Source organism: Cellulosimicrobium cellulans, from assembly GCF_024124905.1.
GTDB classification, from domain to species: domain Bacteria; phylum Actinomycetota; class Actinomycetes; order Actinomycetales; family Cellulomonadaceae; genus Cellulosimicrobium; species Cellulosimicrobium cellulans_G.
On sequence record NZ_JAMXST010000005.1, the window covers coordinates 387,042 to 402,073 of the forward strand.

Annotated in this window: 12 protein-coding genes; 7 read left to right on the plus strand and 5 right to left on the minus strand. The window is 76.3% G+C overall.

Annotation, left to right across the window (positions count from 1 at the left end):
• Nucleotides 1-38 precede the first annotated feature (38 nt).
• Complete coding sequence (locus tag NHH00_RS16980) at nt 39-1,277, plus strand: hypothetical protein (RefSeq protein ID WP_253054441.1); 1,239 nt, start codon at nt 39-41, stop codon at nt 1,275-1,277.
• A 193-nt stretch (nt 1,278-1,470) separates the two neighbouring features.
• On the plus strand, nt 1,471-2,145 hold the full coding sequence (locus NHH00_RS16985) for a histidine phosphatase family protein (RefSeq protein WP_253054443.1): 675 nt from the start codon (nt 1,471-1,473) through the stop codon (nt 2,143-2,145).
• A gap of 109 nt (nt 2,146-2,254) precedes the next feature.
• On the opposite strand, the gene NHH00_RS16990 is transcribed toward NHH00_RS16985, so the two are convergent.
• Nucleotides 2,255-2,713 (minus strand): DUF6194 family protein, encoded by a 459-nt coding sequence (locus NHH00_RS16990; protein WP_253054445.1) that lies wholly within the window; start codon nt 2,711-2,713, stop codon nt 2,255-2,257.
• 39 nt (nt 2,714-2,752) lie between these two features.
• Here NHH00_RS16990 and NHH00_RS16995 point away from each other — a divergent pair, with 39 nt between their 5' ends.
• Nucleotides 2,753-3,574 carry a MerR family transcriptional regulator gene (locus tag NHH00_RS16995; RefSeq protein WP_253054447.1) on the plus strand — a complete coding sequence of 274 codons (822 nt, stop codon included), beginning with the start codon at nt 2,753-2,755 and terminating at the stop codon, nt 3,572-3,574.
• A 167-nt stretch (nt 3,575-3,741) separates the two neighbouring features.
• Nucleotides 3,742-5,631, plus strand: coding sequence for a glycerophosphodiester phosphodiesterase (locus NHH00_RS17000; RefSeq protein WP_253054449.1), 1,890 nt, complete (start codon nt 3,742-3,744; stop codon nt 5,629-5,631).
• 64 nt (nt 5,632-5,695) lie between these two features.
• Here the strand turns inward: NHH00_RS17000 and NHH00_RS17005 are convergent, their stop codons facing one another.
• Nucleotides 5,696-7,081: a hypothetical protein gene (locus tag NHH00_RS17005; protein ID WP_253054451.1), complete on the minus strand. Its 1,386-nt coding sequence runs from the start codon at nt 7,079-7,081 to the stop codon at nt 5,696-5,698.
• A gap of 66 nt (nt 7,082-7,147) precedes the next feature.
• Nucleotides 7,148-7,981: a VOC family protein gene (locus tag NHH00_RS17010; protein WP_253054453.1), complete on the minus strand. Its 834-nt coding sequence runs from the start codon at nt 7,979-7,981 to the stop codon at nt 7,148-7,150.
• A 150-nt stretch (nt 7,982-8,131) separates the two neighbouring features.
• On the opposite strand from NHH00_RS17010, the gene NHH00_RS17015 reads away from it, so the two are divergent.
• Together NHH00_RS17015 and NHH00_RS17020 are read left to right on the plus strand one after the other, a co-directional pair.
• On the plus strand, nt 8,132-9,445 hold the full coding sequence (locus NHH00_RS17015) for an endonuclease/exonuclease/phosphatase family protein (protein ID WP_253054454.1): 1,314 nt from the start codon (nt 8,132-8,134) through the stop codon (nt 9,443-9,445).
• A gap of 284 nt (nt 9,446-9,729) precedes the next feature.
• The gene (locus NHH00_RS17020) at nt 9,730-10,878 is read left to right on the plus strand and encodes a ScyD/ScyE family protein (RefSeq protein WP_253054456.1); all 1,149 of its coding nucleotides are present in this window, start codon (nt 9,730-9,732) and stop codon (nt 10,876-10,878) included.
• A gap of 84 nt (nt 10,879-10,962) precedes the next feature.
• On the opposite strand, the gene NHH00_RS17025 is transcribed toward NHH00_RS17020, so the two are convergent.
• Both NHH00_RS17025 and NHH00_RS17030 read right to left on the minus strand, forming a co-directional pair.
• The gene (locus NHH00_RS17025; protein ID WP_253054458.1) at nt 10,963-11,505 is read right to left on the minus strand and encodes a hypothetical protein; all 543 of its coding nucleotides are present in this window, start codon (nt 11,503-11,505) and stop codon (nt 10,963-10,965) included.
• 91 nt (nt 11,506-11,596) lie between these two features.
• Entirely contained in the window at nt 11,597-13,048 is a 1,452-nt protein-coding gene (locus NHH00_RS17030; RefSeq protein WP_253054460.1) for a pyridoxal phosphate-dependent decarboxylase family protein, read from the minus strand.
• A gap of 220 nt (nt 13,049-13,268) precedes the next feature.
• Between NHH00_RS17030 and NHH00_RS17035 the strand changes: the two genes are divergently transcribed.
• A complete protein-coding gene (locus NHH00_RS17035; protein ID WP_253054462.1) occupies nt 13,269-14,888 on the plus strand; it encodes an asparaginase in 1,620 nt (539 codons plus the stop codon).
• Nucleotides 14,889-15,032: the final 144 nt, after the last annotated feature.

A 15,032-nucleotide genomic window follows, 5' to 3' on the forward strand; every position in this document is an offset into this window, starting at 1 on the left:
CGGTGCAGCCGGCGGCACGGTGCCACTACCCTCGCAGGATGCCGTCATCGAGGACCGTCCCCGCCGTCGTCGCCGCCGGAACGCTCACCGCCGTCCTCTGGGTGGTCACGGGCCGCCTCGGGGACTGGCTCTCCGGGGCGCCGCTCCCCGTCCCCGGCACCCTCGTCCGCGCGCTGCTCCCCCACCCGACCGCGTCCGTCGCGGGCGGTGCACCCGTCTCCGGGAGCACGCTGCTCACGGCGGCGCTCGCGGGGGCGATCGTCGCCGCCGGCACGCAGCTCGTGCTGCGGCGACTGCCGTCGGGCACGGGCCGGTGGGCGACGTTCCTCGGCGTCTGGTTCGCCGTCGTCGCCGCGTCGGCCCTCGCCGCGACGGCCGCGTGGTTCGCCGGGGTCACGCTGCCGTGGCGGGCCGACACGATCACGGAGCTCGTCGCCACCGCGCTCGGCGGGTGGTGGGGGCTCGTGAACGGCCTGCTCGTCGGGCTCGCGGTGGTCGTGACGCGCGCGCTGACCGACCGTCGCGACGACCCGGCGGGCACGCGGCACACCCGCGCCCCGGCGACGGTGCGCGCCTGGCCGGCCGCCCTCGCGGCAGGCACGGCGACGGGCGTGCTCTGGGCGGCCGCCGGCGTCGGGCGGACCCTGCTCCCCGGGGCGTCCGACCCGCAGTCCCCGTGGGGCGTCGCCCGGGACGTCGTGCTGCTGCCCTCCGCACGGCTCGCCGTCGACCGGGACGCGCTCCTCGCCGACCCGGTGCACCTCGTGCTGCCGCTCGGGGTCGGGCTGGCCGTGGGGCTGCTCACCGCGCTCGCCGCGCGCCGCCTGCCCCCGGCGGAGGGCCGATGGGCGCTCCTGCTCTCCGTCTGGTTCGCGTGCGTCGCGGGCGCGGCGCTCGCCGCGGCGGTGCCCGTCGTCGTCTCGACCGTCACCTCCGGCGGCGTCCTGCCCGACGCCGGCCGCGTCCTCCCCGTCCTGCAGGCGGGCCTGGGGTGGGGGCTGGTGGCCGGGGTGCTCGTCGCGCCGCTCGCGGTCGTCGTCCACCGGGCGGCCGGCGCGGTGCCGGACGCCGCCGGGGACGCCGAGGAGCCGTGGCCTGCGCCCGCCGCGACGCCCGCGGCCGACACCGAGGAGCGGGGCGCCGCACCGGGCACGGACGGCTCGTCGACGCAGCCCGCGGACGCGGCCGACCGCTCCGACGGCTCCGAGGGCTCCGAGGGCTCGGATCGCGAGCGGGCGGCGCGCGCCGAGCGCGACGAGGTCCCCGCGTCCGTGTGACGGTCGCCGGGTCGCCGAGCCCTGGTCCTCGGAGCCGGTGTGCGGCCGCGCGGCCGTACCGCGGCGCGTCCGGCCCGCGGCGTTCCGGCGTCGGCCACGCGTTCGTCACCGGGACGTCGTCGTCACGACACCGGGACGCCCTAGCGTCGGCCGTGACCAGCAGACCGGGACGACCGGAGAGGGCACAGCGACGATGACCCTGACGATCACGCTCGTACGCCACGGGCAGACCTACCTCAACGCGCGACGGCACCTGCAGGGGTCGTGCGACTCCCCCCTGACCCGCACGGGGCGCGCGGGCGTGCGCGTCACCGCGCAGCACCTCGCGCGGCACGACTTCGCGGCCGCGTACTCCTCGCCGCAGGGCCGCGCGGTCCTCACTGCCATGGAGATCCTGCGCCACCACCCCGACCTCCCGCTGACCGTCGACCACGACCTGCGCGAGCTGTCGTTCGGCTCGTACGAGCGGCGCCCGGAGTCGCACCTCGACGCGGTCGAGCCGTGGGCCGAGCTCGTGCCGCGCATGCTCGCGGGCACGCACCCCGGTGTGGGCGGCGGCGAGCCCGGCAAGGACTTCATGGCGCGGGTGCGCGACGTCTTCGCGCGGGTCGTCGCCGCGCACGACGACGCGTCCCGCCCCGGCGCGGCGCTCGACCGGCACGTGCTCGTGGTCGGGCACGGGCTCACGCTCGGCGCGTGGCTCGCGACGCTCGACCCGTCCGGCCTCGCGGCCCTGCCCAACGCGTCGGTGTCGACCGTCGAGGTGACCGACGGCGTCCCGCACGTCCTCGCGGTCGGCGTCGACGTCGCCGGGCACGGCCACGTCGCCGCGCGCCCCGCGCCGGCGGGCGCCGCCGTCCCGGTCTGAGCCACTCCCGTCGAACACGGGGTTGCTGTCGTTCTCGACCGGAGAACGACAGCAACCCCGTGCTCGGCGCGGTACGACCTCGTGGTCGGCGGGAGCCAGTGGGCCCCCGCTACCTCGCGGTGCGGCGGGCGGCGCGGGCGCGGGCGTCGTCGTGGGCGGCGCGCAGCAGGTCGAGGACGAGCGCGGTCGTGCGCTCGCCCGGGGTGACGACGCACACCCAGCCGAGCGCACCGTAGACGGGGTGCGGCACGACGACGTCGGTCGACTCCGCCTCCGCCGCGTCGCCGTCGCGCGCGTCGTCGCCGACGAGGTCGCGGAACCGGTCGCGGCCCACGTGCACGTTGACCCTCCACCGGCCCTCCTCGCCGAGCCGCGACGCGGAGTCGTCGGGGTAGTCCTTGGTGACGACCGTGCCGTACGGCTGCCCGTGCGGGATCTCGCCGTCGGGGGCGTAGTAGAAGAAGTGGTCGCCCCACGCCAGCTCGGGGAACTCGCTGCCCGGGCCGGGCGAGAGCACGAGGACGCCGTCGAGGGACCGGACCGTTCCGAGGATCTGCTCCATACTCATGGTTCGAGTGTGTGCTTGAAGCGCTTGTGGAGGGTTGGAGTGACGATCTCGGGGCGCGGTGCGGCACGGCGCGAGGAGGCGGACGGCGAGGCGTCGCGGCCGCTGCGGACGTCCGACGTCGCGCGCGCGGCCGGGTGCTCGGTCCAGCAGGTGCGCGACCTGGAGGCCCTCGGCGTCGTGCCGCCCGCGGGCCGGTCCGCGAACGGGTACCGCACGTTCGGCGACGAGCACGTCCTGGCCCTGCGCGCGTACCGCGGCCTCGCAGCCGCCGTCGGGCCGGTCGTCGCGCGACGGGTGCTGCGCGACGCGCGGTCGCTCGGTCTCGACGAGGCGGTGGCCCTCGTCTCCGGGCTGCACGTGACGCTCGCGCGCGAGCGCGACGAGGCTCTCGCCGCACGGCGCGCTCTCCTCGTGATCCGGTCGGAGGACGACCCGGCCGGCTCGCCCGGCAGCACGACCGCAGGGGTGACCGAGCCCGATGGGTCGGAACTCACGATCACGGAGCTCGCCGCGGCGCTGGGCGTCCGGGCGTCGACGCTGCGGTTCTGGGAGCACGAGGGACTCCTCGCGCCGGAGCGCGTCGCGTCCCGCACGGGCGCGGTGTCGGCCCGTCGCTACCCACCCGCGACCGTGCGCGAGGCCCGGGTCGTCGCGGCGCTGCGGGCGGCCGGGTACCGGGTCCCGGAGGTCCGCCACGCGATCGACGCGCTGCGCGGGGCCACCGGTCCGGCCGACGTCACCGACCCGCTCGCCGCGCTCGATGCGCGGCTCGACGCGATCGCGCGCCGCACCCTCGCGCTGCTGGAGGCCGGGCACGACGTCGTGCGCCTGCTGGCGCGCGTGCCGGAGCCGCCCGGGTGACGCTCGGGGCGGCGTTTCGAGGGGGTGCTCGAAGGGGCCCGCGGTGGACGTCGGGGACCTGCGTCCCGTCACCTGCCCGACCCTCCGGCGTCGCCCGGAGTCCACCGGGCCGTCACGCGGCATTCCTAGCGTCGCCGGGGCAACCGTCCCGACGCTCGGAGGACCCGATGACGACCACCCGACGCCGCGCCGTGCGCGGTACCGCGGCCGCGCTGGCAGGAACCCTGCTCGCGAGCACGCTCGCCGTGGCAGCGACCACGACGACGACCGTCCCGTTCGCCACCCCGGCCGCGGCCGAGCCCGGCGACGTGCTGCTCGCCGAGTCGTTCGACGGCGACACCCTCCCGGAGGGCTGGACGCCCGTGCTGGGCGACTGGCAGGTGCGGGACGGCAGGCTCGTCGGTGACGCGCCCGACGGGTCGTCGCCCGCGCGCATCGTCTTCGGGCGGTCGGCGGAGAACTACCGCCTCGACGCGACGCTGCGCTTCGAGAGCGTGGACAACGCGTCGCGCTGGGCGGGCGCGATCCTCGACGTCGCGCCCGACGGGACGGTCCCGTGGTGGCAGGCGGTCCTGCGCAGCACCACGACCGCGCACAACGGCGTCGAGATCGCGCAGCGGACGGCCGCGGACGCCTGGAACGTGCCGTACACGGCGTCCGCCCCGGCGGACGCGGCGACGGGTCGCGACGTGCACCTCTCCGTCGAGGTGCAGGGCGCGGCGGTCACCTACGCGCTCGACGGGAAGACCCTCCTGGAGGGCCGGATCGACCGGTCCCGCGACGGCGCGCTGGGCTTCGTGACCGCCGGGGCGACCGTGAGCGTCGACGATGTCACCGTCACGGAGATCGAGCCGGCGTCCTACGTCGGCGGCGACGGGGAGCTCCCCGTCACGGTCGCGCACCGCGGGTACTCGTCGGTCGCGCCGGAGAACACGCTCGCCGCCGTGGCGGCGGGCATGCGCAGCGGCGCCGAGTACGTCGAGATCGACGTGCACACCACGGCGGACGGGCTGCCCGTGGTGCTCCACGACCAGACCGTGGACCGCACGACCGAGGGCACGGGCGACGTCGCCGTGCTGCCCGGCGAGCAGGTCACCGCGCTCGACGCCGGGTCGTGGTTCTCCCCGGCGTTCGCCGGTCAGCACCTGCCGACGTTCGCGCAGGTGCTCGACCTCCTGGAGACCGGCTCGTCGACCCTCCTGCTGGAGATCAAGGGTCCGGAGACGTCCGCCGAGGTCGAGCGGGTCGTGGACATGGTCGTCGAGGCCGGGCTCGAGGACCGCGTGGTCCTGCAGTCGTTCGACGTCGCCGCGCTGCGGTCCGCGCGCGAGCACGCGCCGCAGATCCCGCGCGGCCTGCTGCGCGGCGCGCTCGACGCCGACCCCGTCGCCGTGGCGCAGGACCTCGGGGCGATCATGTACAACCCGTCGGCGAGCGCGCTGCTCGCGCGCCCGAGCGTCGTCGCGGACCTCAACGAGGCCGGCATCGCCGTGATGCCGTACACCGTGAACTCCGCGGCCGACTGGGCCCGGCTCACCGAGATCGGGGTCGACGGCGTCATCACCGACCGTGCGGGCGCGTTCATCGGCTGGAAGCAGGCGCGCGAGCAGGAGGCACCGGCCCCCGCCGCGCCGACGGTGGAGGTCGTGAGCCCGGCCGACGGCGCCGAGGTCGAGCGCGGCGGCACGCTCGTCGTCGCCGCGAGCGCCACGGACGCGGACGAGGTCGTCGTCGCGCTCGACGGCGAGCCGGTCGAGAACGGCGCGGCCGTCGCCGCCGCGGACCTCGCGCTCGGCGAGCACACCGTCTCCGCGACGGCCCGGGGAGCGGGCGGCGAGGCGACGGCGGAGCGGACCGTCGTCGTCACGGTCACGCCCGAGGGCCTGCGCACGCGCCTCGCGCTGCTCGACCTCCCGCCCGGCCAGCTCGTGGGCGCGCTCGGCGCGGTCGAGGCGGGGCGCTGGGAGTCGGTGCGGCGGACCGTCGAGAAGTTCGTCGACGACGCGGCCGTGCGCGGGCGCCTGCTCGAGGAGATCGCGCACCTCGACGGCCGCTGACGCGCAGCACCCCGCCGGCAGCGGGTCCGTCCCCGGTCGACACGACGGCCGGGGACGGGCCCGCTCACGCGTCGGACAGGAAGCGGCGCCGGTCCGAGCGGGCCGAGCCCAGCCCGGCCCACCCGACGAGCGCGAGCACGGCGCCCGCGATCCAGACGGCGACGTCCCACCCGGGCGAGCCGTCCGACCCGACGACGGCCCCGTCGGTGGCGAGGATCGCCGCACCGAGCCCGAGCAGCCCGAGGCCGAGCACGACGAGGACCACGTCACGGGCGGTCTTCCCCGCGCTGCGACGGGGCGCGCGGGCCGCGAGCGCCCCCTTCTCCTGCGGGGTGAGGGGCGCCGTCGGGCCGAGGGGCTGCACGCGCTCGGACCCGTGGCGGAACCGGGCAGGGTCCTCGACGGCCTCGACGAGCGCCGACGGCAGTCCCAGGAGGTACGCGAGGTCGGCGACGGGGTCGCCGGGCCACGTCGACGCGGCGAGCAGCGCGCGCAGCCGTCCCGGGTCGCGCGGCTCGCCGAACACCTCGACGAGCGCGTCGAACGCGCCCTCGGTCCCGGAGGTCGACAGGTCCGTCCACGTGTCGTTCCAGCTCCCGAAGACCCACGGGCGACCGCGCGTGGTGAGCGTCCACGAGACCCCGGTCCCCGCGCGCTCCAGGCTCAGCATCGCCTCCCCGGCGCGCAGGCCGCGCTCGATCGTCGAGCGCGCGCGGAACTCCCCGCCGAGCGCCGCCGTGAAGGCCTCCCGCACGTCGTCGTCCGGCTCGCCCGGGACGGGCGCGGGCGGACGTTCGAGCGTCCAGACGGCGGTGCGCTCGTCGGTCGCGCGCACCCACGCCGACCCGGCGCGGCGCACCGCGGCACGCACGAACGCGGCGTCGGCGCGCACGAGCTGGACGACGGCGTCGGGCGCCGCCGAGTCGGTCGCGGGGAGGTCCGCGAGCGCGGTGAACACGTCGAGGAGGTCGTCGGGGTGCTCGAGCTCCCGCAGGCGGTCCTGCGCGGTCGCCGCGTCCCGCAGCCCGACGAGCGCGTCGACGGCCGCGAGCACGTCGCCCGGGTCGCCGTAGAGGCGCATCGCGTGGTCGGTGCTCGTCGCGGACGCGTCGACGGGCGCCCAGGTGACGACGACGGGCGGGGCGACGGGGTCCGTCCGGGCGGCGAGGACCGCGCTGACCCCGGGCGGGAGCGGGTCCGACCCGCCGTCGAGCTGCACGACCCACGGTGCGGCGACCAGCTCGTCGACCCGGGCCAGGGCCTCGGCGACCGACCCGGGCACGTCCGGGTCGCGGTCCACCGCCGAGCCGTCGTCGGTCTCGACCTCCGTATCGACCTCGGCGAAGGTCCAGCCGCGCTCGTCCGTGGGGCCCACGCGTCCGTACTCGAGGCGCGCGGCGCGCAGACGGTCGACGACCTGGGCGTGCGGGGTGCGGGTGACGACGTTCACCGCGTCATGATGCCGCACGCGCGCGGCCGGGACGGCGGGGCGACCACGCCGCGCCTGGTCCGTGCGTCAGAAGCCCTCGGGCGGGGTGAACTGCGACAGCGTGAGGACCGCGCCCTGCGGGTCGCGCACCTCGGCCTCGCGCGTCCACTCCGTGTCGGCCGACGAGAGCACGACCGCGCCCGCGCGCTCGGCGGCCGCGGCGGCGGCGTCCCGGTCGGCGACGGCGAAGGTCACCGAGTGCCGCGCGGGCCCGCCGTCCTCGACCACGCCCGCCACGACGTCCCGGAACCCCGGCGGCGCGCCCTCCTGGTTCGCGTCGATCTCCGGGTAGACGGTCCGGGCGAGGTGGTCGCCGTACCCCGGGACGCGGGCCATGCCCGCCCCGAGCCCCGGGTCCACCTCCCAGCCGAGGAGGGGCCCGTAGAAGTGGAGCGCCCGCGCGACGTCGGGCGTGTGCAGCACGCTGAAGTTCCACGTGCCCGGCTCGTTGACCCGCTGCGCGCCGACGCGCGTCCCGGGCTCCCACAGCCGGAACGTCGCGCCCTGGGGGTCGCGGACGGACGCCATGCGGCCGGGCGGCCCGATCGTCGTCGGGCCGTCGAGGACCTCCCCGCCGAGGTCGGGGACGCCGCGGGAGGACGCGTCCACGTCGTCGACCGCGACGTACGTGATCCACGCGGCCTCGCCGGTCCCGGACGCGACCGCGGCGACGTCCTGCCCGCCGAGCGACGCCACGACGTACCGCTCCCCCGTGCCGGGCGGGAGCCTCTCCTCGAACTCCCACCCGAAGAGCGCGCCGTAGAACGCGAGCGCGGCGTCGACGTCGGGCTGCTCGGTGTCCACCCAGCACGGCACGCCGTGCGGGTACGTGCGGGTCGGCCGGGACTGCGTGGTGTCCATGCCTCAGGATCCCACCGGGCGCCCACACCGGCAGGGCCACCGGGGCGTTCACCCGCCGGTCACCTCGTCGCCCTTCCCCGCGGGGGCGGGCGTGCGTACGGTGACGAGGAACCTCTCGACGACCACCGTCCCCGACGACGAGGAGCCACCGTGTCCACGAGACCCGCTCACCCCGCCCCCACCGGCCGTGCCGCCCCCGCCCGCGCCGTCCCCGGCGCCGTGGCCCTCGCCCTGTCCGTCGCCCTCACCGGGGGCGCCGTCGGCGCCGCGGCGAGCCCCGCCGTCGCGCACGGCGGCCACGCGAACGGGCACGGAGACGGCCACGGTCACGACCGCGGGACCCTCCGCGTCGCGACGTACAACGCGAGCCTCAACCGCGCCGCGGCCGGAGAGCTCGAGGCCGACCTCTCGACCCCCGACGACCCGCAGGCCGCGACGATCGCCGAGGTGCTCCAGCGCACCCGGCCCGACGTCGTGCTGCTCAACGAGTTCGACTACGTCCCGGACGGACGCGCCGTCGACCTGTTCCGCGACCACTACCTCGAGGTCCCCCAGGGCGGCGCGGAGCCGATCGAGTACCGCTACGCGTACGTCGCGCCGTCGAACACCGGCGTGCCCAGCGGGTTCGACCTCAACGACGACGGCACGGTCGGCGGGGGCGACGACGCGTTCGGCTTCGGGGCGTTCGAGGGTCAGTACGGCATGGTCGTGCTGTCGCGCTACCCGATCGACACGCGCGGCGTCCGCACGTTCCAGCACTTCCTGTGGAAGGACATGCCCGGCGCGCTCCTCCCCGACGACCCGGCGACGGCCGCGCCCGCGGACTGGTTCACGCCGGAGGAGCTCGAGGTCGTGCGGCTGTCGAGCAAGTCGCACTGGGACGTGCCCGTGCGGGTCGGCCGGGAGACGGTCCACGTGCTCGCGTCCCACCCCACGCCGCCCACGTTCGACGGCCCCGAGGACCGCAACGGGCGGCGCAACCACGACGAGATCCGGTTCTGGGCCGACTACGTGACGCCCGGCAAGGCGTCGCGGTACGTCTACGACGACGCCGGCCGCCGCGGCGGGCTGCACCCGGGCGAGAGCTTCGTCGTCCTGGGCGACCAGAACGCCGACCCGCTCGACGGCGACTCGGTCGACGCCGCGATCGACCAGCTCCTCCACCACCGCCGCGTCCAGGACCCGGCACCCCGCTCCGACGGCGCCGTCGAGGCCGCCACGCTCCAGGGCGGCGCGAACGCGACCCACCGCGGCGACCCCGCGCTGGACACGGCCGACTTCGCGGACAGCGCGCCCGGCAACCTGCGCGCGGACTACGTACTGCCGTCGCGCGACCTGCGCGTGCGCGACGCCGGGGTGTTCTGGCCCGTCCAGGCGGACCCGCTGTCACGGCTCACCGGGGTCTTCCCGTTCCCGAGCAGCGACCACCGGCTCGTGTGGGTGGACCTGGCGGTCCGCGGCTGACGCGGCGCCGGGCGGTCCCCGCCCGCCCCGGGCGCTCGTCGCCCGGGGCGACGGTCCTGGACCAGGACGGTCGCCGGGTGCACACTCGGAGGTCTGTGCTCACCGCCGACGCACAGCAGACTCCCGGCCGGCGCCACGCCGGTCGCACGGCACGCCCGCGGCGCGCCACGTCGTCCGGCCCGACGACCACCCACCCACGTCCCCGGCGCGACGCGCGCGTGCCGCCTCCGCGGCACGGCGACGACACCCCCGCCGCGCCCCGGACCGCCGGACCAGGAGCACCCATGAGACGACTCCGCACCACCCTGCCCGCAGGCGTCGCCGCCGCGACCGCCGCCCTCGTCCTCGTCGCGAGCCCCGCCGTCGCGCACGGCGGCGGAAAGCCCGACCCGCGCCCGCCCACCGTGACCGACGTCGCGACCGGGCTCGTCACCCCGCTCAGCCTCGCGGCCGGACCACGCGGCACGACCTACGTCACCCAGAACTTCCCCGGCCTGCTCACGGCCGTCGGGCGCGACGGCACGCCGAGCGTGCTCTACGCCTCGCCGGACGGCGGCGAGGTGGGCGGCGTCTCCTACGCCGACCGCCGCATCACGTTCACCGAGACGCAGCTCGGCGAGGAGGGGCCGGTCGCGTCGGAGGTCTCGACGCTGCGCACCGACCGCTGGGGGAACCCGACGGGCACGCCCCGCGTCCTCGCGGACACGTTCGCGTACGAGCAGGCGAACAACCCCGACGCCGGCGTGACGTACGGCCTGCGCGAGACCGACCCGGCCTGCGTCGCGCAGGTGCCTCCGGTGCCCATCCCGGGCCTGTACACCGGGATCGCGGACTCCCACCCGTACGCGACGGCCTCGTCCCGCGGCACCACCTACGTCGCCGACGCGGGCGCGAACGCGATCCTGTCGATCAGCGACCGCGGGAAGGTCCGGACCGTGGCCGTCCTCCCCGCCCAGCCCGCGGTGGTGACGGCGGAGGCCGCGGCGGCCGTCGGGTGGCCCGACTGCGCCGTCGGCGAGACCTACTGGTTCGAGCCCGTCCCCACGGACGTCGAGGTGGGTCCCCGTGGCGTGCTCTACGTGACGACGCTCCCCGGCGGGCCCGAGGACGCGAGCCTCGGCGCGCGCGGCGCCGTCTACACGGTCGACCCGTGGAAGGGGAAGGTGCGCCCGCTCGGGTCCGGGTTCGTGGGCGCGACGAACCTCGCCGTGACGGACCAGGGGACGGTCTACGTGGCCGAGCTGTTCGGCGGCAAGATCTCGCAGGTCGGCAAGCGCGGCCCGAGCACGGTCGTCGAGGTCCCGCTGCCCGCCGGGCTGGAGTGGGACGGCACGGGCCTGCTCGCGACGACGAACGCGCTGCCCCCGGACGAGACGACGCCGCCCGACGGGCATCTCGTGCGCGTCGACCTCGGCAAGCACCGCGGTCGCTGACCGCCCTGCTGCAGGGCCCGGGCGCCTCCCGCTGCGGCGGGGACGCCCGGGCCGCGTCCTGCCGGGGCTCTGCGCGTCGGGCCGTCAGCCCCTCCCGAGGGTGAGCGCCAGGACCGCCGCGGCCAGGGCGACCGCCAGCCCGACGCCCGCCGCCACCAGGCTGACGATCGTCGCGGCGCGGTTCCGCGCCGACGCGCCGACGCTCAGACCGAGGCTCTGGGCCGCCTCGGTGACGATCCGGCGCCCGGCCGCCGTGTCGAAGAGGACGCGCGTCCGCGCCCCCGACTCGTCGTCGGCGATCGACGCGGTGAACGTCGAGCTGATGCTGCCGCGCGAGACGGAGCGCACCCAGCCCCGCTCGGGCTCGACGAACCGCCCGTCCGCGTCGAGGGCCCAGTGGGTGTCCCGCACGACGTCGGTGAGCTCGACCCGCAGCCCGTCCGGCAGGACGCGGACCTCGTGGGTGACGAGGGTCGCGTAGTAGCTGTGCGAGAAGATCCGCCACCACGCCACGTCCGGGCGGTCGAGACGCACCGTGAACCCGTCCGGACGCTCGTCGACGATCCGGTACGGCGTCCCGTCGGTGCGCGCACGGACGGCGGCGGCGAGGTCCTCGGCGGTCGGCACGGCAGCGAGTGTAGGCGCCGCTCCCGGGGCCGGGGGCGGGCGGGGCCGAGCCGGTCCGGACCGCGCCGGACCTCGACGTCGGTGCCCGGCCTCACCCCGACGACGCGGCGCGGCGCAGGGCGTCGAGGCTCACCCGGACGTCGTCGTCCGTCGTCGCCCACGAGCTCACCGACACGCGGAGCACCCCGCGGTCGTGCCACCGCGACCCGGACATCCAGGCCGTCCCGTCGTCGAGCACGCGACGCACGACCTCCTGCGTGCGCGCGTCGTCCCCGAACGCCGCGCACACCTGGGTGAAGACGACGTCGTTGAGCACGACCGCGCCGTCGATCGCCCGCATGCCCGCGGCGAACGCGGCCGCGTGGCGGCAGAAGCCGTCCACCAGCTCCGCGACCCCGGAACGCCCCAGGGCGCGCAGCGTCGCCCACACCGGGAACGCGCGCCCGCGGCGCGAGAGCTCGGGCACCTTGTCGAGCGGGTCGCCCGTGTCGCTCTGGATGAGGTAGTCGCCGTGCATCCCCATCGCCGCGCGCAGCGGCGCGGGGTCCGCGACGATCGCGAGCCCACAGTCGTACGGCACGTTGAGCGTCTTGTGCGCGTCGGTCGCCCACGAGTCCGCCGCCTCGTACCCCGCGACCAGGTGGCAGAACGACGGCGACGCCGCGGCGAAGAGCCCGAACGCGCCGTCGACGTGCACCCACGCGCCGTGCCGGTGCGCGACCTCGACGGCCGCGTCGAACGGGTCGAACGCCCCCGAGTGCACGTTCCCCGCCTGGAGCACGACGATCGTCGGGCCGTCCGCCGTCCCCGGCGAGGGAGAGCCCTGGTCCCGCGAGGTAGAGCCCCGGTCAGCCCAGGTAGAGCCCTGGTCCCGCGAGGTAGAGCCCAGGTCCGTCAGCGCCTCGTCGAGCGCGGCGACCGAGATGCGGCCCTGGTCGTCCGCGGCCACGACCTCGGGCGCGCCGAGCCCGAGGTAGGACAGCGCGAGGTCGACCGACTCGTGCCGCTCGGCGCCCACGAGCACGCGGACGCGCGGGGCGCCCGTCAGCCCGTCGCGACGCACGTCCCACCCGGCACGCCGCAGGACCTCGCCGCGCGCCGCCGCGAGCGCCGTGAAGTTCGCGGTCGTCGCGCCGGTGACGAACCCGACCGCACCCGTGGCGGGCAGGCCGAGCAGGTCGAGCAGCCACGCGCTCGCCACGTCCTCGACGGCGGTGTGCGCGGGCGTCACGGTGCGCAGCGCGGAGTTCTGGTCCCACGCGCTCGTGAGCCAGTCGGCGGCGAGCGCCGCGGGGTGGCTGCCGCCGATGACCATTCCGTAGAAGCGGCCGGACGGCATGGCCGTGAGGCCGGGGCCGCACGCGGTCGCGAGGAGGTCGACGACGTCCGCGGCGCTCGTCGGACCGTCGGGCAGGTCCGTGCCGAGCGCGGCGACGACGTCCCCGACGGTCGCCTGCGGCGGGACCGGCCGCGTCGCGAGGGAGTCGAGCCACGCGGCGGCGTGCTCGTGCGCCCGCAGGAGGGCGGCGTCGCGGTCGTCCATGACCGGCTCCTGACCGGGCCGGACCGACGCCGGCCCCTCTCGCCAGGCTGGACCCGCCCCGCGTCCGGGGCAACCGCGGCCCGAGGGTCGGCGCCCGTCGGCGGGACGGCAACCCGCCGATCCGGTACGCGAGTACTTCTTACGTCCAGGCAACCATCAGGCAACACACGGTCCCTAGCGTCGGGCGGGCCAGATGTTCCCCCCGACGGAAGGCCCCCTGTTGAGAACGTTCACCCTGACCCTGTCCGGCCGCGCCGTCGCGGCCGTCGTCGCGCTCGTCCTCGCGTGCGCGGCCCTCGCCGCGACGGTCGCGTACACCGTCGCCGACTCCCGGGCGTCGGCCGCCGCCGCGCGCGCCGAGGGCGCCGCGGCGCCGGTGCTCGCCGCCGGGACGGCCCCGGCCAACCCGCTCGGCATCGCGTCCGCGCAGTACGCGACCGCGACGGCGACCGCCGCCGCGGAGAAGCCGAAGGTCGTCGTCGTCGCGACCGGAGGCACGATGGCCGGCAAGGCGACCGGCCGCGACACGTTCACGAGCTACCGCGCCGGCACGTACCTCATGGAGGACATGCTGAACACGTTGCGCCCCGAGCTCGACGCGGTCGCCGACGTCACGGCCGTCCAGTTCGGCAACGCCGGCTCGTCGGGCTACTCGATGGAGCAGTTCCACGCGCTCACGCTCGAGGTGGAGAAGCAGCTCGAGACGGCGGACGCCGTCGTCGTCACGACGGGCACCGACACGCAGGAGGAGTTCGCGTACTGGCTCGATCTCACGGTGCGGTCGCGCAAGCCCGTCGTCACGTCCGGCTCGATGCGCCCGTGGGGGTCGGGCGCCGGGCCGGACTCGAGCCTCGTGTTCGGCACGGACGCGCCCGCGAACCTGTACAACGCGATCAAGGTCGCGGCGTCGCAGCAGACGTTCTGCTTCGGCACCGTGCTCATGCTCAACGACGAGATCCAGGCGGCCCGCGAGGTCACCAAGACGAACTCCTACCGCACCGACACGTTCCAGACGCGCGAGTACGGCGTGCTCGGCTGGATCGACGGCGACAACATCACGCTGGGCCGCGCGCCGGCACGCGTGCTGGCGTGCGACACCGAGGAGTGGTTCACGCCGTTCGACCTCGCGAAGGTCGACCCGAAGGCCCTGCCGCGCGTCGAGATCGTCACGTCCTACCAGCAGGCGGGAGGCGAGGGCGTCGCGGCGTTCGCGAACGCGGGCGTCCGGGGCATCGTCACGGCGGGCACGGGTGCGGGGGGCATCTCGTCCGCGATGAGCCAGGCCCGCACCGCGGCGATCCGCGACAAGGGCGTCTGGTTCGTCTCGACGACGCGCACCGGGTCCGGGTCGTCGTACGGCGGCGGGAACGGCATCATCGCGGGCGGTGACCTCACGGCCGTCAAGGCGCGGCTCCTGCTGCTCCTGTCGCGCGCCTTCACCGAGGACTTCGCGACGGCGCAGGGCTGGTTCGCGACGTACGGCGACGCGTCGTTCGACCAGTCCGCGACGGCGGCCACGATCGGCGCCGAGCCGGGGTCCACGAGCGTCCTCTTCACGGGCACGGCGACGCCGTCGTGCAAGGCGGCGGGCAAGCAGCTCTGGCTGACCACCTCGGTGACGAACACCGACACGGTACCGATCGACGTCCGAGTCACGACGGTCTCGGGCGAGCACAAGTTCACGAAGATCCCCGCCGGGGAGACGGTCGAGAAGACGTTCTCGGTCAAGGGAAAGACGCTCGACGCCGGCGAGGTCTCGCTCGTCGCGTACAAGAACGTCGACGGCCACGCCGTCCAGACGAAGTCGACGGCGCCCTACCCGGAGACGACGTGCGCCTGACTCTCTGACACCCAGCCGCCGAGCACGACATGAGGGTCGTTATCCAGCCGATAGCGACCCTCATGTCGTGCTCGAGGGCGGGTGGCGTTGTGCTCGGTGCGAGCCGCGGGGAGCGGCGGGCGAACTCGCCGCGGGTTACGCAGG

Coding starts and splice junctions, on each gene's coding strand:
- NHH00_RS17000 (WP_253054449.1), top strand. CDS start 3,742: ATGACGACCACCCGACGCCGCGCCGTGCGCGGTACCGCGGCCGCGCTG.
- NHH00_RS16990 (WP_253054445.1), bottom strand. CDS start 2,713: ATGAGTATGGAGCAGATCCTCGGAACGGTCCGGTCCCTCGACGGCGTC.
- NHH00_RS16980 (WP_253054441.1), top strand. CDS start 39: ATGCCGTCATCGAGGACCGTCCCCGCCGTCGTCGCCGCCGGAACGCTC.
- NHH00_RS17030 (WP_253054460.1), bottom strand. CDS start 13,048: ATGGACGACCGCGACGCCGCCCTCCTGCGGGCGCACGAGCACGCCGCC.
- NHH00_RS17010 (WP_253054453.1), bottom strand. CDS start 7,981: ATGGACACCACGCAGTCCCGGCCGACCCGCACGTACCCGCACGGCGTG.
- NHH00_RS16985 (WP_253054443.1), top strand. CDS start 1,471: ATGACCCTGACGATCACGCTCGTACGCCACGGGCAGACCTACCTCAAC.
- NHH00_RS17020 (WP_253054456.1), top strand. CDS start 9,730: ATGAGACGACTCCGCACCACCCTGCCCGCAGGCGTCGCCGCCGCGACC.